The 16,209-nt window shown below is 57.9% G+C and carries 19 protein-coding genes, 8 tRNA genes and 1 riboswitch; of the genes, 21 read left to right on the top strand and 6 right to left on the bottom strand.

Translation table 11 applies throughout. The features are described from left to right. Positions 1 to 10 precede the first annotated feature (10 nt). Positions 11 to 664 (bottom strand): methionine ABC transporter permease, encoded by a 654-nt coding sequence (locus tag BTUS_RS09900; protein WP_013075945.1) that lies wholly within the window; start codon positions 662 to 664, stop codon positions 11 to 13. Next, positions 642 to 1,670, bottom strand: coding sequence for a methionine ABC transporter ATP-binding protein (locus tag BTUS_RS09895; protein WP_013075944.1), 1,029 nt, complete (start codon positions 1,668 to 1,670; stop codon positions 642 to 644). The genes BTUS_RS09900 and BTUS_RS09895 overlap by 23 nt, the downstream gene beginning before the upstream one ends. Positions 1,671 to 1,729: 59 nt before the next feature. Then, a riboswitch (SAM riboswitch) is annotated at positions 1,730 to 1,852 on the bottom strand. 246 nt (positions 1,853 to 2,098) lie between these two features. On the opposite strand from BTUS_RS09895, the gene BTUS_RS17535 reads away from it, so the two are divergent. Then, on the top strand, positions 2,099 to 3,745 hold the full coding sequence (locus BTUS_RS17535) for a universal stress protein (RefSeq protein WP_013075943.1): 1,647 nt from the start codon (positions 2,099 to 2,101) through the stop codon (positions 3,743 to 3,745). A 41-nt stretch (positions 3,746 to 3,786) separates the two neighbouring features. Here the strand turns inward: BTUS_RS17535 and BTUS_RS09885 are convergent, their stop codons facing one another. The 3 genes from BTUS_RS09885 to BTUS_RS09875 form a co-directional block, all read right to left on the bottom strand. Further along, positions 3,787 to 4,449, bottom strand: a complete 663-nt coding sequence (locus BTUS_RS09885; protein ID WP_013075942.1) for a response regulator — start codon at positions 4,447 to 4,449, stop codon at positions 3,787 to 3,789. Between the two features lie 78 nt (positions 4,450 to 4,527). Beyond that, the gene (locus BTUS_RS09880) at positions 4,528 to 5,658 is read right to left on the bottom strand and encodes a PAS domain-containing sensor histidine kinase (protein WP_013075941.1); all 1,131 of its coding nucleotides are present in this window, start codon (positions 5,656 to 5,658) and stop codon (positions 4,528 to 4,530) included. Positions 5,659 to 5,916: 258 nt separating this feature from the next. Further along, complete coding sequence (locus BTUS_RS09875; RefSeq protein WP_013075940.1) at positions 5,917 to 6,684, bottom strand: polysaccharide deacetylase family protein; 768 nt, start codon at positions 6,682 to 6,684, stop codon at positions 5,917 to 5,919. Positions 6,685 to 6,875: 191 nt separating this feature from the next. On the opposite strand from BTUS_RS09875, the gene greA reads away from it, so the two are divergent. The 20 genes from greA (at position 6,876) to BTUS_RS09780 (ending at position 14,689) form a co-directional block, all read left to right on the top strand. Then, the gene (gene greA / locus BTUS_RS09870; protein ID WP_013075939.1) at positions 6,876 to 7,352 is read left to right on the top strand and encodes a transcription elongation factor GreA; all 477 of its coding nucleotides are present in this window, start codon (positions 6,876 to 6,878) and stop codon (positions 7,350 to 7,352) included. A gap of 99 nt (positions 7,353 to 7,451) precedes the next feature. Beyond that, positions 7,452 to 7,652, top strand: coding sequence for a transcription antiterminator/RNA stability regulator CspE (gene cspE / locus BTUS_RS09865; protein WP_013075938.1), 201 nt, complete (start codon positions 7,452 to 7,454; stop codon positions 7,650 to 7,652). A gap of 268 nt (positions 7,653 to 7,920) precedes the next feature. After that, on the top strand, positions 7,921 to 8,931 hold the full coding sequence (locus BTUS_RS09860) for an ABC transporter substrate-binding protein (protein WP_013075937.1): 1,011 nt from the start codon (positions 7,921 to 7,923) through the stop codon (positions 8,929 to 8,931). 12 nt (positions 8,932 to 8,943) lie between these two features. Continuing rightward, positions 8,944 to 9,813, top strand: a complete 870-nt coding sequence (locus BTUS_RS09855; protein ID WP_013075936.1) for an ABC transporter permease — start codon at positions 8,944 to 8,946, stop codon at positions 9,811 to 9,813. Next, positions 9,810 to 10,610 (top strand): ABC transporter ATP-binding protein, encoded by an 801-nt coding sequence (locus tag BTUS_RS09850; protein WP_013075935.1) that lies wholly within the window; start codon positions 9,810 to 9,812, stop codon positions 10,608 to 10,610. The genes BTUS_RS09855 and BTUS_RS09850 overlap by 4 nt, the downstream gene beginning before the upstream one ends. 15 nt (positions 10,611 to 10,625) lie before the next feature. Further along, on the top strand, positions 10,626 to 11,369 hold the full coding sequence (locus tag BTUS_RS09845) for a DUF881 domain-containing protein (RefSeq protein WP_013075934.1): 744 nt from the start codon (positions 10,626 to 10,628) through the stop codon (positions 11,367 to 11,369). Between the two features lie 163 nt (positions 11,370 to 11,532). After that, positions 11,533 to 11,607: transfer RNA gene (locus BTUS_RS09840), tRNA-Asn, on the top strand. 5 nt (positions 11,608 to 11,612) lie between these two features. Then, positions 11,613 to 11,688 (top strand) — tRNA-Thr (locus BTUS_RS09835). Between the two features lie 49 nt (positions 11,689 to 11,737). Next, positions 11,738 to 11,813: transfer RNA gene (locus tag BTUS_RS09830), tRNA-Phe, on the top strand. 3 nt (positions 11,814 to 11,816) lie between these two features. Next, positions 11,817 to 11,892 (top strand) — tRNA-Thr (locus BTUS_RS09825). Positions 11,893 to 11,896: 4 nt separating this feature from the next. Next, a tRNA-Tyr gene (locus BTUS_RS09820) sits at positions 11,897 to 11,981 on the top strand. Positions 11,982 to 12,102: 121 nt separating this feature from the next. Next, positions 12,103 to 12,189 (top strand) — tRNA-Leu (locus BTUS_RS09815). A 1-nt stretch (position 12,190) separates the two neighbouring features. Next, a tRNA-Gly gene (locus BTUS_RS09810) sits at positions 12,191 to 12,265 on the top strand. Between the two features lie 5 nt (positions 12,266 to 12,270). Beyond that, positions 12,271 to 12,344: transfer RNA gene (locus BTUS_RS09805), tRNA-Cys, on the top strand. 117 nt (positions 12,345 to 12,461) lie between these two features. Continuing rightward, a complete protein-coding gene (locus BTUS_RS09800) occupies positions 12,462 to 13,379 on the top strand; it encodes a site-specific integrase (protein WP_013075933.1) in 918 nt (305 codons plus the stop codon). Position 13,380: 1 nt separating this feature from the next. After that, complete coding sequence (locus tag BTUS_RS18420; protein WP_013075932.1) at positions 13,381 to 13,551, top strand: hypothetical protein; 171 nt, start codon at positions 13,381 to 13,383, stop codon at positions 13,549 to 13,551. Then, positions 13,548 to 13,808, top strand: a complete 261-nt coding sequence (locus BTUS_RS09795; RefSeq protein WP_013075931.1) for a hypothetical protein — start codon at positions 13,548 to 13,550, stop codon at positions 13,806 to 13,808. Before BTUS_RS18420 ends, BTUS_RS09795 begins: the two co-directional genes overlap by 4 nt. Beyond that, positions 13,801 to 13,995, top strand: coding sequence for a hypothetical protein (locus tag BTUS_RS09790; RefSeq protein WP_013075930.1), 195 nt, complete (start codon positions 13,801 to 13,803; stop codon positions 13,993 to 13,995). Before BTUS_RS09795 ends, BTUS_RS09790 begins: the two co-directional genes overlap by 8 nt. A 23-nt stretch (positions 13,996 to 14,018) precedes the next feature. After that, on the top strand, positions 14,019 to 14,387 hold the full coding sequence (locus tag BTUS_RS09785) for a hypothetical protein (RefSeq protein WP_013075929.1): 369 nt from the start codon (positions 14,019 to 14,021) through the stop codon (positions 14,385 to 14,387). Beyond that, a complete protein-coding gene (locus tag BTUS_RS09780; protein WP_013075928.1) occupies positions 14,384 to 14,689 on the top strand; it encodes a hypothetical protein in 306 nt (101 codons plus the stop codon). Before BTUS_RS09785 ends, BTUS_RS09780 begins: the two co-directional genes overlap by 4 nt. 814 nt (positions 14,690 to 15,503) lie before the next feature. On the opposite strand, the gene BTUS_RS09775 is transcribed toward BTUS_RS09780, so the two are convergent. After that, positions 15,504 to 15,935 (bottom strand): ArpU family phage packaging/lysis transcriptional regulator, encoded by a 432-nt coding sequence (locus BTUS_RS09775; RefSeq protein ID WP_169307959.1) that lies wholly within the window; start codon positions 15,933 to 15,935, stop codon positions 15,504 to 15,506. Between the last annotated feature and the right edge of the window lie 274 nt (positions 15,936 to 16,209).

Raw genomic sequence — 16,209 nt, 5'->3', positions numbered from 1 at the left:
ACCTTATGATCTAACGGCGGGTGAAACGAAGGACCAGGCGATCTCCGCCCCATTGCAGCAACTGGACAAAAACGACGAGGAGGGCGGTGGTCAGCAGCATGACGCCGGTATCGAACCGCTGATATCCGTATCGGACCGCCAGGTCCCCGAGCCCTCCGCCGCCAATGGCACCGGCCATAGCCGAGTAGCCGATGAGGTTCACGGCGGTAATGGTGATGCCCGCCAAGAGCCCTGGCCGGGCTTCGGGAAGAAGGACCTTCCAGATGATCTGGCCGGTACGGGCTCCCATAGCCTGGGCCGCCTCGATGATCCCCCGGTCGACTTCCCGCAGAGAAGTCTCCACGAGTCTGGCGAAAAATGGGGCCGCCGAGGCCACCAGGGGTGGGATGGCGGCGGTGACGCCGATGGATGTGCCCACCAGCAGCCGGGTGAACGGGATCATAAGGATGAGCAGGATGATGAATGGTATCGAACGAAGGATATTCACCACCGCCCCTACGATCCGGTACAAACCGGGCATCGGTTTGAGGTGGCCAGGACCCGCGACGACGAGAAAAATCCCCACCGGCCCACCCAGCAGAACCGAGAACAGTACCGACAGTCCAATCATGTAGACCGTATCGAGGGATGCTTGTCCGATTTCACCCCATAGCCCCGGATCCACCTGAATTCACCTCCTTCACCCACGCCCCCCGATCCCGAAGGATTCGTATGGCTCTCTGCTTCGCCTCCTCGGGCCCCACAAGGGCCACGATGAACCGGCCGTAGGGAATGGTTTTCATCCGGTCCACAGATCCCTGAAGAATCCGCACGTGTACCCCGGTTTCTTCCGTCACCTCAGAAAAAACGGGGCGCAAAGCAGAATCTCCCACAAACAGGCACCGCAACAACTGCTCGTCTGGGGACACCCCGGGGAGGCCATCGGTATCGGCACCGCCCATTTGCCGGACGAATTCGGTGGAGACCGGATGTCTCGGCCGGAGAAACACATCCACCACAGGTCCTTCCTCCACAATGCGGCCTTGGTGCAGTACGGCCACGCGGTCGCAAATCGCGGTTACGACGTGCATCTCGTGGGTGATGACCACTATTGTGAGGCCTAGGGACTGGTTGATACTGGCCAACAGTTCTAGGATCGAATCGGTGGTCTGGGGATCAAGGGCAGAAGTGGCCTCATCGCACAGGAGCACTTCGGGCTCAGGGGCAAGGGCCCGGGCGATCCCCACTCGTTGTTTCTGGCCGCCGCTCAGTTTGGATGGGTACTGATCCCGGAGCTCCCACAACCCCACCAGCCGAAGGAGCTCTTCTACCCGGCGGCGGCGACGCCTTTTCGGCCAGCCCGCCAGCTCTAGCGGGAACTCGATGTTTTCCGCTGCGGTGCGAGAAGACAGCAAATTAAAATGTTGGAACACCATGCCGATCCTTTGTCTCTCGATTTGTAACTTCCGGGGATCCAGATTTGTTAATTCCTTGCCGTTTACGGTGACCCGGCCGGAAGTAGGGCGTTCCAAGAGGTTGATGCATCTGACCAGCGTGCTTTTCCCCGCCCCGCTGTGACCGATGATCCCGTAGATCGCGCCCTTTGGAATGTTTAAGTCGATGCCGTCCAGGACGCGCACGGCACGGCCGCCGATCGTAAAATCTTTGGATACTCCGTCAAGTTCAATCATCGATCAATCTCCTAGCACAAAAAATCCCTTTCGCGTCGCGAAAGGGCCCCTAAACGGCCCTCTCATCTCCCGAAGCGCCATGAGCTTCGCAGGATTTAGCACCTGACACCCCGCTGTAATCAAGCGCGGTGTTGGTTGCCGGGCTTCATCGGGCCAGTCCCTCCGCCTGCTCTCGATAAGAGGTTGTAGTCATCTCTGCATTTCTTTGTTACGATAAGCACAAGTTCGAATCTCAGTGTAATGAATGGCGATGACGGCGTCAAGAGGGAGGAGGGAATAGTTCATTTGGACTACGTTCGTTAGCTCAGGTTCACCAGGGCAAACTGGTCGGGGTCAACCTTACCCGGTGGTGGCCGATGGGATAGACTGTAGACGACTACTAAGAATCATTTACGGTGGACCTCCTAGGGGAACGGGAATGGTTGCAGATGAAATGGTTCGACGCGTTGAACCCGCTGTCCTCGATTTTTGACATGATGTCCGGTGCAAGGGTCGGAAGGTCCCGGCGGGTGGCGTATCTCGCGGCGAAGATCGGGCTCGGGGTAGGCTTGGGCCTCCGGGAGGCACGAACGTTATATTTTGCCGGATTGTTGCATGACGTCGGTGCTCTCGTCGGTCCGTCCGTGGATTCCAAGTGGCGGGATCCAAGCCTCGTACCGGTGGCCTCCGCCCAGTGGGTTCGGTCTCTGGACCTGGATCCGTGGACAGAAGTGTTTGTTGGACAAAGCTGGGAAAACTGGGACGGGTCAGGTGTACCCTTTGGACTCCGCGGTCGTGAGATTTCATTGGGAGCGAGGATTGTGCGGGTGGCGCGGGAGGCGGCCCAGGAAATGGATCAGGCGCCGATGGATGCCCCGTTGGCCGAGCGACTGGCCCGGGTTCGCGAAATCGGGCAGCGGGCTGGTGAGGTGCTCGATCCGGATGTGGTCCGAGTTTTTGAAGAACTGCTTGGGCACCCAGAAGTTGTCCTCGATGCGTTTGGTCCGTACTCCCCTTTTGTGTTGTTGTCAAAGCGGCCTGTCGGGGACGCTTTGATGTCGTCAGAAGATGCGGTCAAGCTGGCGAGAATGTTTGGACGTTTGGCCGGCGTTTTGCGGGGGACTCCGAATCATGCGGAGCGGGTGGCAGCTTGGGCGAGGAGATTGGGGGAAGAGATGGGACTGTCAGAACGGGATCTCCACTCCCTTAATATTGCGGCTTATTACCACGATGTGGGATGGCTGGTGGGGAACCCAGGAGGGACGTTTGGCGGCGATGTGCAGGAGGAGCGCGAGCGGCTTCACTCCTATTACACCCAGGCTTTTTTGCAGCAAATCCCCGGCCTGGAGGGTCCGGCAATCTGGACCGGGCAGCATCATGAGCGGATCGATGGCACCGGGTACCCCGGAGGCCTTTCCGGCGAGATGCTGAGTCTGCCTTCCCGAATCCTTCAGGTGGCCGAATTTCTCGTTGACCAGGAAATGGATGTTCGGGGGAAAGAAGGAGATGGGGTCAAGAAGCGGTTGGCGCGCCTCCTGCACGCAGAAGAGCTAGCCGGCCGTTTGGACGGGCCGGTGTGTCGGGCGGCTATGAAAAGGGTGTCTCACGATCCTGGGCCAGCCAGTCGGGATCAGGAACACTTCTATCATCTGTTGAGCGAGGTGTCAGAGATGAAAAAGGTTTTGTTTGCCACGGACGGTTCTGAGGCGTCCAAGAAAGCGGAACAGATGGTGGCGGATATCTTGTCGAAGTGGACGGAGGCAGAGGTGACAGTCCTTTATGTGTCCCAGACAGTGCCCTACTACTATGAAGCCACTCCGGACCTGTTGGCCAATTTGTCCCAGTACGAAGAGTCCTGGGCGAAACAGATTGAAGAGACCGTGATGAATACTTTTAAAGACTATAAGGATCGGGTGCGCTTCAAGCATCTGGTCGGACATCCGGCAACGGCGATTTGTGATGTTGCGGACGAGGAGAACGTCGATCTTATTGTGGTGGGGACCCACGGCCGGGGCGCCATTGACCGGGTTCTTCTTGGCAGTGTGAGCCACGGTGTGTTAAATCGGGCCAAACATTCGGTGTTGGTGGTTCGCTGATCCCGCGGGGGCGCGGGGGCGGACGCTTGAGTCTGCCCCCGCTACTCGTCTGAGGGGGGAGTGTCCGGTGGGCGGATGCCTTGGCGAATGGCGTAAGCGGCGGCCTGGACTCGATTCGTCAGATGGAGTTTGCCGAGGATGTTCTGGATATGATTGCGCACGGTGTGTTCACTGATGAACAACTGTTTAGCAATCTCCCGGTTGGAGGCCCCGGTGCTCAAATATCCCAGGACTTCCAGTTCCCGGCTGGTCAAGGGTTCAAGGACGTCCTCGGGGGTAGCCTCTTTGTGGAGTTCTGCCACGATCCGGGCGGCGAGCAGCCCCGGGATCACCGCTTCCCCCGCTGCGACTTTCTGGATGCTGGAGATCAATTCGTCGGGATCGACGTTTTTCAACAGGTATCCGTTGGCTCCCGCTCGGATGGCTTCAAAAAGATCGTCGTCCTCCTCGGAAACGGTGAGGATCAGGATGCGCACCTGGGGGTCCATGGCTCGCAGCTTGCGCACGGCCTCCAGCCCGCCCATCACCGGCATACGAATGTCCATCAGGACAAGGTCGGGACGCAGTTCGGCATAGAGTTCCACCGCTTGTTTTCCGTTTGAAGCTTCTCCGACCACCAAAAGATCTTCAGCAGTTTCGAGGATTGTTCTCACCCCCCGGCGAAACAGCGCGTGATCGTCCACAAGGAGCACACTCACCGGCATCTTTCGTTCCCCTCTTCTTCTGGCGTTTCGGGACGGGATCCTGATCCTCGGTCGGCACCGACGCCACAGAGGCCCCGATTAACCGGCTTGCTTGACAGCGTCTTTATCGGATATGTCCCGGAACCAATGCAGCTCAACCCGGGTCCCCGTCGGGTTTCGACGGGAAATGGTCAAGATTCCACCCAGGGATTGGGCTCGCTCGCGCATGGCTTTGAGGCCAAAGTGACGACCGGCATTCTCATCATGATCCGACCATCCCTGATTGAATCGATGAAGGACGTCCTCGGGGATTCCGCACCCGTTATCTTCGATGATGACGCTAAATTGCTGACGGTAGGGACCCGCCGGGCGGGCATCGAGGGTCATCCACACCTTCGTGGCCCCGCTGTGTTTGCGGACATTTGCCAGGGCTTCCTGGACGATTTTGATCACCTGATCGCCAACATAAGGGTCGCAGGTGTCCGGAAAATCGAGCATCGCAACTTCAACGGGGATCCCGGACCGCTGCTGGAATTCGGCCAGCCATTTGGACAAAAAATGTTTCAGATCCTTTCCCGCGTGAGTGGTGAGGTCATAAAGCACGTGCCGCAATTGCACAAAACTGTCGTGGACCACTTCGGTGACATCCCGGAGTTTATCCTGGGCTTCTGCGACCCGACCCTGGGCGAGCAACGATTGGACCAGTTTGAGCTGCATATGAGAGTAGGCGATATCCTGCACGACACCGTCGTGAAGGTCTCTGGCCAAGCGCTCTCGTTCCTGAAGCGTAAAGTACATTTCGTCGCGTTTTCGTCGCTCTTCTTCCAAGTGTCGACGTTCCCTCAGGTCTCGAAGGCTCATGAGGAAGTACCCGCGGTTGCCGGCCGGAATATACGAGTACGAGACAGCGACGGGGATCACATCACCCTGTCGGGAATGGATGTTCATCTCCACGTAGCTGAGCGGCGCTTTTGTATTCAATACGCAATGACCGAAGCAAAGTGGCAACAGGGCGAGATTCTCATCCTTTTCGTTGCGGCATTGTAAAAGTTCGGCACATGTGTCTGGGAATTGTTCTGTTTCGGCAAGCCCCACGAGTTTCTTGGCTGCCCGGTTCATAAAAACGATCCGGCGCTCCTCATCCGCCACCACCAATCCATCCGAAGCGTGTTCCAGTAAAGCGTGGCAATACAGGGCCGGGTTATCCCCTTTTTCCTTCCTGCCACTCATCTTTATCGCCCCCCGCTCCCCACCGCCTGTGCCGAAAATACGTCCGTTTTGGCACATTTCTTTTTCCGTTACCAGTATACCAGGCTTCCGCGGGGAAGCGGGGAGAAAGAACTGGGGAAATCCGAACCTTCTCCAAAAAAATAGTCCCCTTGTGGGGACCTAGGCCACAGAATCTTCAAAGGGGGTCTGAATTGAGTATAACACGTTTTTCCGCGTTAAAGCAACAGAGTTTAGAAAAGCTTGGAGTTCCGCGATGGATCATTCTTCACTTAACGTCACGAATTGATAGCCTTGTTTCTTGAGAAAATCGAGTAGACTATCTAATGCTTCCAACATTCGGGGCTGATTGCCGCCACCGTCGTGAAAAAGCACAATCCTTCCAGGTCCCACCGCATCTTTGACCACCGCTGTGATAGCGGTGGCATCTCGGCCGACGACCCAGTCCCTCGGGTCCACAGACCACATGGCGATGGGATGGCCTGTCTGGGTGGCCGCCTGCAGCACGGTGGGGGTCAATACGCCTCCCGCTGGGCGAAAATAATGGGGCCATATTCCGGTGATGCGCACAATCACCTGATCGGCCCGTCGGATATCGGCGGCGACGGATTCTGGGGACATTTTGTCCAGACGGGCGTGAAGATATCCGTGATTTCCTAATTCATGACCCTCCGCCGCAATTCGTTTCACGATGGAAGGGTGTTTTTCGCATTGAACGCCTGTGAGAAAAAACGTGGCCCGAACCCGGTGCTTGCGAAGGATGTACAGGAGCTGCGGGGTGTAGATGGGGTGAGGACCATCGTCGAAAGTCAGAGCGATGCACTGGCCACTGTGTTGGACGGTACGGATGGGCGCGTTCTGTCCAGGGATCGAACCGTTCGCAGATATGTTCCAGGATTGGCGATCGTTGGGATCGACCATTCGGGCGAGCGGATGGTGGCTTAGAAATGTCGGCACGACGGCGATGAAAGCGACTGCCGTCAGGTATAAAGATCCCAGCGGGTGACGCGATGTCTTGCGAAACAACATGACGGGTCCCCTCCGGGCTCTTGAGTACGCCACATAGTGTAACCGGGCCAGCGACTGGCTATGATCCTGCTGATTGAGTCGGATTTTCCCGAATCAACCTGTGGCCGGTTTGGCATTTTCCCGGAGTTGTGAAACAATAAAGGGAAAGGCTTCGAGGTGTCTCGAGCGGGAAATCAGGAGGTTGGAGTACGGTGGAGCAGGAACAAGCGGCGTATATGACCGAAGAGGGATTACGCAAACTCAAGGAAGAGCTGGAATGGCTAAAGACCGAGAAACGGGCGGAAGTGAAAGAAAGGCTCAAGATCGCGCGAAGTTACGGTGACCTGTCTGAAAACAGCGAGTATGATGCGGCAAAAGAGGAGCAGGCCTTTGTCGAGTCGAGGATTCTCCAACTGGAAGACCAGATTCGCCGGGCGAAGATCATCCGGGAGGAGGACAGGGTGGAAGGAGTGGTATCCATAGGTTCCACGGTAACTATTCGTGAACTGCCGGATGGTCCCGAAGAGACATACACCATTGTGGGAACTGCAGAAGCAGATCCGGGCAAATTTCGAATATCGAATGAGTCGCCCATTGGGGCTGGTCTGCTCGGGCGCCGGGCAGGGGAAGAGGTGGGCATTCAGACGCCGGCCGGGGAGATCTTATTCCGGATTTTGCAGATCCGTTGAATGACGCATGGAAAAATTTTTGACCGTCTGCCAATTCCTCTGTGCAGGGGTTGGTTTGTATGTTATGATGAGGGTATAAAGGCGCAAGGAGGCAGCTTCGTGAAAGGCAAAGTCAAGTGGTTCAATGCGGAGAAGGGTTATGGTTTCATTACGCCGGATGACGGCGGGAAAGACGTGTTTGTGCATTATAGCGCGATTCAGGAAGAAGGGTTTCGTACACTTGAAGAGGGCCAGGACGTCGAGTACGACATCGTGGAAGGTCCGCGGGGCCCCCAGGCAGCGAATGTCGTGAAGTTGTAAGAGCAATGGATGAATGTGCAGACGGGAAGCCAGAAAGGTTCAGCCACTGGCCTGAAGGCCAGTGGCTGTTGCTGTTTTTTGCGCCCATGGCGCACGGGCCGAAAAAGTGTATCTTTATTTCAGGGCGTGCAAGAAAATAGATTGACCGTTTTTCGGTGGACTGGTGTATAATCGGCATAAATACAGTTTCTAAATTCGTGGGTAAATCTCTAAAAAAAGGAGTCGGCGGCCTTCCAAGCGGCCGATCGGCGTGAAAAGGGGGCTCAATATGGAGCGAATGAAAAAAAGAGGGTGGTTGTTGGCCGGACTCGTAGCCATGACCATGGCGGTGACGGCCTGCGGGGCTCAAAACAACGCTGGAACTCCGTCTGGCGGTTCGGACGCGGCGAAAGTCAAGAAAATCGGCATCATTCAAATAATGGATCACCCTGCGCTGAATGCCGCCCGAGACGGATTCATTCAAGCGTTGGCGGATGCCGGATATAAAGAAGGGGAAAAAGTCACTTTTGACCGACAGAACGCCCAGAATGATCAATCGGTGGCAAAAACGATTGCCGACAAGTTTGTTCGGGACGAGGACGACTTGATCCTGGCGGTGGCCACACCCGCGGCTCAGGCTGTATACAACGCCACGAAGACCATTCCCATCGTCTTCACCGCCGTGACGGACCCGGTTAAAGCCGGGTTGGTTCAGTCCCTCGATCATCCGGGAACGAACGTTACCGGTACATCGGATGCGGTACCAATCGGTGAACAATTAAAACTGATTCAACAGATTCTCCCCCAGGCAAAGAATATCGGATTCCTGTACAATCCCGGGGAACCGAACTCTGTGGTGCAATTGGATCAGGCGAAGCAGGTTGCGCCGCAGTTCGGTTTTAACTTCATCCCTCAACCGGTGTCAGGGCTCAATGATGTAAAAGTGGCCACCGCCCAACTTACCAGCAAGGTGGATGCCATCTACGTTCCGACGGACAACACGGTGGTCTCTGCCATCGCCACGGTGGTCGCCACGGCCAAGGAGAAGAAGATTCCCGTTTTTGGTTCGGAGGAAGGTCAGGTACAGCAAGGTGCTCTGATCACCAAAGGAATCGACTATAAGAAGTTGGGCTACCAGGCGGGGCAATTAGCGGTGAAGATTCTGTCCGGCGCCGATCCGAAAACCTTGCCCGTGGAGACGGCGAAAAATCTGGGCGTCGTGGTCAATCTCAAGACCGCCCAGGATCTCGGCATTACGATTCCCGATTCGCTACTTCAAGACGCCAAGAAGATCCAATAGGGGCGAATAACGTTGTTGGACATTCTACTCACCGCGGTAAGAGAAGGATTGCTGTTTGGCATCATGGCCATGGGGGTTTTTCTAACCTTTCGGGTTTTAAATTTTGCCGATCTCACCGTGGACGGCACCTTCGCCCTCGGGGCAGCGACCTACGCGGCCGTGTTGATCAGCGGGGGGTCTGTGTGGGTCGGGGTTGCTTTGGCTCTGGCGGGGGGATTTGTCGCCGGGGCCGTGACCGGCCTCTTACACACCAAGGCGGGGATCACTGGGCTGCTGAGTGGGATTCTCACCATGATCGCGTTATACTCGATCAATCTGAGGATTATGGGCCGGCCGAACATCCCGCTGCTGAGCGGGGAGGGGATTTTGGGGGTATTCGAGCCTCTGGGCCTCTCGCCGGACGCCAGCGCTTGGGTTGTGTTCGTGTTGTTCCCGGGAGTGGTGTTCGCCTTCTTGGTGTGGTTGTTCCACACCAAATTCGGTTATGTGTTGCGGGCCACCGGGGATAATATCCAGATGGTGAGGTCCCTCGGTGTGAACCCCGAGCGGATGGAGGTGTGGGGGCTGGCGCTCTCCAATGCCCTTGTCAGTCTCTCCGGCGCATTGGTGGCACAGTATCAAGGGTTCGCGGACGTAGGGATGGGGATCGGGACCATTATCGCCGGCCTGGCCTCGGTGATCATTGGTGAAGTGTTTGTCGGTTCCCGGGGCATGGGGTGGCTTTTGGCGGGTGTTTTACTCGGGACTTTTGTTTATCGGTTGAGCATTGGACTGGCTCTGGTCCTTGGGTTTGAACCCACCGATTTGAAACTCCTCACGGCCATCATTGTGTTTCTCGCGTTGACGTTGCCGGCTGTTCGAAAGAAGGTGCGGTTCTCGTGATCGAGATCGCAGGCTTGCATAAAACGTTCCATCGGGGAACCGCCGACGAAGTGGCCTTGTTCAGAGATTTTTCGTTGCGGGTCGAATCCGGAGAGTTTGTCACGATCATCGGAAGTAACGGGGCCGGGAAGTCGACTTTGTTGAATTTGATTGCAGGAAGCATCTCCCCGGATGCGGGGCGGATTGTGGTCAATGGCCGGGATGTGGGAAAAATGCCCGAGCATCGGCGCTCAGCATTTATCAGCCGGGTTTTTCAAAATCCGGCACTTGGCACATCTCCTTCACTGACGATTGAGGAAAACCTTTCCCTGGCCGTGAATAAAGGCCGATCTTTCGGCTTAGGATTTGCAAGAGACCGCCGGAGAAGGGAGCATTTTAAGGAACGTTTAGCGTCTTTGGGCCTCGGGTTAGAAAATAAATTGGATGTTAAGGTGGGGGTTTTATCAGGGGGACAGCGCCAGGCTCTGGCGTTACTGATGGCCACCGAGGTGAGCCCCTCCCTGCTCCTCCTGGATGAGCACACCGCTGCTTTGGACCCGAAGACGGCGGGAATTATTATGGAGATGACGAAGAAACTGGTGGAGGAGCACCGGATCACAACCCTCATGGTCACGCACAACATGAAAAATGCTTTGGACTACGGCAACCGTTTGGTCATGCTCCACCAAGGTTCCGTGGTGGTGGACATCGGTGGGGACGCAAAACGGGGGCTTACCGTCGCGAAGCTCATGGAGCTGTTCGGAGAGGGCTCTGCCTTGTCCGATCGGATGGTGTTCGCGGAATTCAGTGAAATTTAATCGGGGTGCGGGAACATGACCAACGAATCTGGGGGCCGGCTGCCGCAATACGGAGTGGCGAGGGAACTCAGACAGAAACTGATCCTCTACGTGTCTCTGGCGATGGTGTTTTTTGTATTGGGCTGGCTCCTCACCGTCCAGTATCGGTCGCTCCATTCGGGAGGCAATACGGCAGTTTCCCAAGGCGCGAGCGAAGTCGTCCACCAGCTCGAAGCTGTAAAAGCCCGAAATCAACAGTTGGAGTCCCAGGTTCAGGATATACAGAAACAGATTGATGGAATCGAAAAACAGTATGGGGGAAACCTCGCATCCTTCGAACAGATGCGCATGGACCTGGATCGGGCGCGGATTCTGGCCGGCGCACCGGTCAGCGGCCCTGGGGTGACGGTGACGTTGGACAACGGTCGCGGGACTCAAACAGGGGCCGATAGACGGGCGGTGGTCGTCGAGGAATGGGACGTGGTGCGCTTGGTCCAAGAACTTTTGGCCGGCGGGGCTGAAGCGGTGGCGGTGAACGGTCAGCGCTGGGCCATCGTCGACAGCCCGGCGCCGGATTCTGCACCTGTCCATCTTCACGCCCCTTATCAAATTCAGGCCATAGGGGATCCCGGCGTGTTGATGACGGCGCTGTCGATGCGGGGCGGCATCTTGGACTGGCTTCAGCAGAGGGGGCTCACAGTGTCCACGCCCAAGGCGGTCAACACCCTTCATTTGCCCGGGTACGATGGGCGAAGATGGACCTTTGATATTCGGCAGTAAAGTTTTTGTGCGTGGCAGATCCGGGTTGGTTGACATCGTGTGGCTGCGGCGGGGGACGAGCAGAATTTCCCGCGCGTACAAATACCCCCCTTGTCAAAGACGATGGAGTTTGATAAAGTATGTCTTGTCGCCCGGACGCGAGGGTGTTAAGATCGCGGTTTGTTCCTCGGTAGCTCAGTGGTAGAGCGTCCGGCTGTTAACCGGGTGGTCGCAGGTTCGAATCCTGCCCGGGGAGCCAATCCTGCTCCCATAGCTCAGTTGGTAGAGCGCATCCATGGTAAGGATGAGGTCACCAGTTCGAGCCTGGTTGGGAGCTCCATCAGACGGGCTCCACCGTCGGGTCGTCTTGGACTGGCGATGGAGCCCGGGGCTCGGTAGCTCAGTCGGTAGAGCAGAGGACTGAAAATCCTCGTGTCGGCGGTTCGATTCCGTCCCGAGCCACCACATGCCACCTTAGCTCAGCTGGTAGAGCACTTCACTCGTAATGAAGGGGTCGGCGGTTCGAGTCCGCCAGGTGGCTCCACCTTGGAGGGGTACCAAAGCGGTCAACTGGGGCGGACTGTAAATCCGTTGGCGTGGCCTTCGTAGGTTCGAATCCTACCCCCTCCACCAGGGGTTGCCCGGCTGGGAGCGGCGACGGACACGCTGCTGGGGAGAAGGGCCCCCAGGATGCGCGATCAGGTATTGACGATTGATGCGTAAGGTGATAGAATAAAATTCGCTCTTGCAACCTGCGGACGTGGCGGAATTGGCAGACGCGCAAGATTCAGGTTCTTGTGGTCGCAAGACCGTGGGGGTTCAAGTCCCTTCGTCCGCACCATGCGGAAGTAGCTCAGGGGTAGAGCATCGCCTTGCCAAGGCGAGGGCCGCGGGTTCGAATCCCGTCTTCCGCTCCACAAGTGGCGGCATAGCCAAGTGGTAAGGCAGAGGTCTGCAAAACCTTTATCCCCGGTTCGAATCCGGGTGCCGCCTCCAGTGCTTTACGTTGCGGATTTCGCCACGCGGCAATGCCCAAGCAAAACGTGAACACCTTTGCCCTTCATTCAACGACAGCGGCATCCTGTTTCATCAAAAGGAGGTCGCTGTTTTATTATGTCCACCATCACATGGCAGGACGCATTCCAGGAGTTTCTGCTATGCAAACAGGCCGAGGGCCGGTCTCCTCTCACTCTCCGCGACTACCACAACCACGTCCCCGCATTCTTCCAGGAGCACCCGGACACCTGGCCGGATGTCCACGCCCTGAAACGCGCGGTGGTCGCCCACTTCGCCGGTCTCCGGGAGCGCTCCGCCACCCATTACAACCTCCGGCGCGAATACCTCAAAGCCTTCTTCTCCTGGTGCGTCCGGGAGGAATACCTGCCGAAGAATCCCGTGGACGGCATTCCAAAGCGCAAAAACGACGGCACCCCCCGCAACCTCGATGACCAAACGTTGAAACGTCTTTTGGAGCTCCCGGACAAGAGCACCTACGCGGGGGTCCGCGACCACGCCCTCGTTCTCCTGCAACTGGACACCGGTATTCGGCCAGGGGAGGCGCTCCAGTTGCTTCCCGCCCATTTCAACCTTGGTGCCCTGGAAGTGACCGTCCCGAGCGCCACCGCCAAGACCAGGACGGCCAGGACCGTTGTCATGTCCCCGCAGACGGCCAAGGCCATCCGGCGTCTCCTGTCCGTCCGTCCCGCCGACTGGACCGATGATGTCCCCGTCTTTGCCACGTACTCCGGTCGGCCTATGGACCGGAACATGTGGGGAAAGCGCCTTGCACAATATGGCCGCACCCTCGGCGTCCGTATCACCCCGTACATGCTCCGGCATTCCTCGGCCTTGATGTTCCTGCGGGGCGGCGGCCACGTCTTCGCTCTCCAGCGCCAACTCGGGCATACGTCCCTGGTAATGACCAAGCGCTATGTCCACCTGGCCGATTCCGACCTGCATCAGCAACACGCCGTCGCTTCTCCCGTCGCTAACCTCCTACCCCAGCGCACTAGGGCGAGGAAGGTGAAGTGAGATGAAGGTGAAACATCTCTACGAGGTCAAATCGCCAAACGGGCCGTGGTACCCTTTTTGGGCCTATGACAGCCGGGACGCCAAGCGGCAGTATTGCAAAATGCGCGGACTGCGGCCCAGCGACCATTGGACGGGCATGAGCATGCTTACGGCAAGGAAGGTGAAACGATGAGCATGTTCACCATCGCAGACAAGCGCGGAGGAACGTACACCGTCAGGGCCTTGGACGAGGACGGCGGCGTGCGGGTTATCGTGGACTATGAGCTCCACCGGGCGGTCGGGGAGTACGTCCCCATCGGCGTCCACTGTGTGTTTAACGAGTTCTATGACCACTGGGACGCCGGGCGGCTCATCGCTGACCTTGAGGACCAGAGACTTGGTGAGCTTGCGTCGATCTTTCGGGCCGATGGGAGGGCTTCCCATGACTGAGTTCCCGGACATCACCTCACTGTCACCGGCGGAAGCCATCGCGTGGTTCGTCAGGCAGGTCAAAGACGTGGCCCGGCTGTCGCCCCTTGACGAGGGCAAGGAACAGCGGGTCACGGAGCTTCGGCGGTGGAAGGATACGGTCCTTGTCCCGTGGCTGGAAGACGTTCACCGGCGGCGGGCGTGGTGAATCAAGAGAGGGGGGCAAGGCGGATGATCGCATACCAGACGAATGGCAAATGGGTCGTCAAAGTGAGTGGAGGGTATCGAAACCGCGACGTCATCCCTTCGCGGGTTATCGAAGTCCCCGAGAAGCCAGAGCCGGTCGCCACGTGGAGGGACTCTGTAGAGGATGGTTATGGCTGGGGATACTCGACCTACGTCCAGTTTCGGGCGGGAGACGTGACGTTCGTCATCCAGTCCTACCACTGGGATGCCGCACCGGGTTACAGCTGGGAAGAGTCATGGGAGGACTTCGCCGAGGACGCCCAGCCGCCTGTGATCGGCGAGGCATTCGAATGGACGGGGAGCGGTTGGGAGCCGATCGAGCACCCGATGAGCGCAGAGGGGGTCTCACAATGAGATACGCTATCTACGAGCGCCGATTCGGAGGGCGTCCCATCATCGTGGGCCTTGAGCCGCTTCCTGGAATCGCGCTTGCCGACGATCTCCACCCGGCATGGAGCTATGAGACGGCCACGCCGATGCTCGTCTCCGAGGCGGACACCGACTTTTGGGCGGACGTGGTGGAGGTCACGGGCGCGGAGAGAGCCATCGTGGTCCGTGACCTCGGAGGGCCGCAGGGGGTTGAAGCCTGCCTTAAGGCCGCCGTCCGGCTCCATGAGCGCCTGAGACGCGAGTACGCGGAGAAGCGAAGGGCTTAACAAAACTTAACATATCTTAGCATGTTGGCATGGGCCGGGATGCTGTCCCGGCCCTTTGTCTTGTTCCTGCGGGTCCCCGCTCACCCCCGTGGGTCCCCGTGGGGGTCGGCGGGGGTCCGGCCACTGCTCAGGACGAGGATGAGCGGAGTGCTGTTCCGGCCACGGCTCAGTTTGGCGGGGGTCTGAGTACTGCTCAGGTCACTGGCTCGCCGCGAATCTGATGCGGATTTGATGCGCACCTCATGCGGGACAGGAAGGGTCCTGGGCCTCCCTTCGTGCGAAATTCATGCGAAGGGGGTACGCACAGTGTTCGTCCCCTTTCGAGAATCCCCGTGGGGACATTTTTGCACGATCGAGGGCCCGCGCGGTCCCAAGCGGTGAATCTCTGAGGATTTGCACCCCCCTGGGGGTTGCGTCCGCTTTCCGGACGGTTCCCGGAACTTCCGGGAATCTCCGGGAAGCTCCCGCCCCCGCAGAACACCGCAAAACACCGCAGAGTGCCGCACATGAACGCCAAGTTGCGCGAAACAGCGCACACCTGCGCGGCGTGTGTCCTCGGGATGTCCTTGGGATGTCCGGCGGATGTCCGATACTGCACGTGCGTATCACGTGCGCATCACGTGCGGCGCACATGGCCACCGCACCCGTATGGCTGTGTGCGCCTTAGGTTTTCTTAGGTTCTCACAGCACCACGATTTGCCAGCGAAATAACTTCGCTGTCAAAAGGCCTTAGGTTTTCTTGGGTTCACAGCATCGGGCTGTCAACGTCAAGGCCGCCGGTGTCAAGGTTGACAAGCTCGAGAATCTCCGGGCCTCACAGCATCCCCGCCGCCTGCCGCTCTTCCTCCGGGGTCAGGAGACCAAACACAATAGCCAGCTTTAGGAGGGCGGCGGCCTTCGACTTGTGGGCAGTCCTTTCGCTGATTGCCAGCGCCTCGCAAACCTCAATCATGGTCATGCCTTCGAGATACTTGAGCCTGACAACCTCCCGCTCCATCGGCGTGAGCGCTTCAAGGGCTCGATGCACCCGTTCGACGTGCTCCCGGCGTTCGCGCTCGCCGTCTGTGTTGCGCTGGGCAGTGTCGCCGGTTGAATCCTGCACAACGTTCGTCTCTCCGCTGGGGGCCAGGGAATAAGCGGGCGTGATTCGTGGCTCGTGCCCCGGATGGACGCCCGCCCGCTCATAGAGACGGCACAGCTTCAGGGCTTGCACAATCGTCCGTCGCACTTCCTTCCTCAGCTTCAAACGGCACCCACCCCCGCCGCTCCCCAGTGCATGGGGTTGTTTCGCTTGCCTGGTCGGTCGTTACGGTTGTTACGGATTCGTTACGGCTATGCGTACCGCTCCAGGGTTAACACCGTGTGAACAGTCATCACCATGAGTACAGTTCTCACCATGAGTACAGTTCTCACCATGAGTACAGTCATCACCATGATGACAGTTGTTAACTGAAACCACCGCAATGGTACTGCCAGTGTCAACACCCTAACGAAAGGGCGTCGATTCTGCCGACGCCCTC

This window comes from Kyrpidia tusciae DSM 2912 (assembly GCF_000092905.1).
Lineage (GTDB): Bacteria > Bacillota > Bacilli > Kyrpidiales > Kyrpidiaceae > Kyrpidia > Kyrpidia tusciae.
The sequence above is the reverse complement of the archived record's forward strand: the minus strand, read 5'-3'. Positions and strand labels throughout refer to the sequence as shown.

Coding starts and splice junctions, on each gene's coding strand:
- BTUS_RS09785 (WP_013075929.1), top strand. CDS start 14,019: ATGATCGCATACCAGACGAATGGCAAATGGGTCGTCAAAGTGAGTGGA.
- BTUS_RS09795 (WP_013075931.1), top strand. CDS start 13,548: ATGAGCATGTTCACCATCGCAGACAAGCGCGGAGGAACGTACACCGTC.
- BTUS_RS09800 (WP_013075933.1), top strand. CDS start 12,462: ATGTCCACCATCACATGGCAGGACGCATTCCAGGAGTTTCTGCTATGC.
- BTUS_RS09880 (WP_013075941.1), bottom strand. CDS start 5,658: ATGAGTGGCAGGAAGGAAAAAGGGGATAACCCGGCCCTGTATTGCCAC.
- BTUS_RS09895 (WP_013075944.1), bottom strand. CDS start 1,670: ATGATTGAACTTGACGGAGTATCCAAAGATTTTACGATCGGCGGCCGT.
- BTUS_RS09845 (WP_013075934.1), top strand. CDS start 10,626: ATGACCAACGAATCTGGGGGCCGGCTGCCGCAATACGGAGTGGCGAGG.
- BTUS_RS09885 (WP_013075942.1), bottom strand. CDS start 4,449: ATGCCGGTGAGTGTGCTCCTTGTGGACGATCACGCGCTGTTTCGCCGG.
- BTUS_RS17535 (WP_013075943.1), top strand. CDS start 2,099: ATGAAATGGTTCGACGCGTTGAACCCGCTGTCCTCGATTTTTGACATG.
- BTUS_RS09780 (WP_013075928.1), top strand. CDS start 14,384: ATGAGATACGCTATCTACGAGCGCCGATTCGGAGGGCGTCCCATCATC.
- BTUS_RS09790 (WP_013075930.1), top strand. CDS start 13,801: ATGACTGAGTTCCCGGACATCACCTCACTGTCACCGGCGGAAGCCATC.
- BTUS_RS18420 (WP_013075932.1), top strand. CDS start 13,381: ATGAAGGTGAAACATCTCTACGAGGTCAAATCGCCAAACGGGCCGTGG.
- BTUS_RS09860 (WP_013075937.1), top strand. CDS start 7,921: ATGGAGCGAATGAAAAAAAGAGGGTGGTTGTTGGCCGGACTCGTAGCC.
- BTUS_RS09875 (WP_013075940.1), bottom strand. CDS start 6,684: ATGTTGTTTCGCAAGACATCGCGTCACCCGCTGGGATCTTTATACCTG.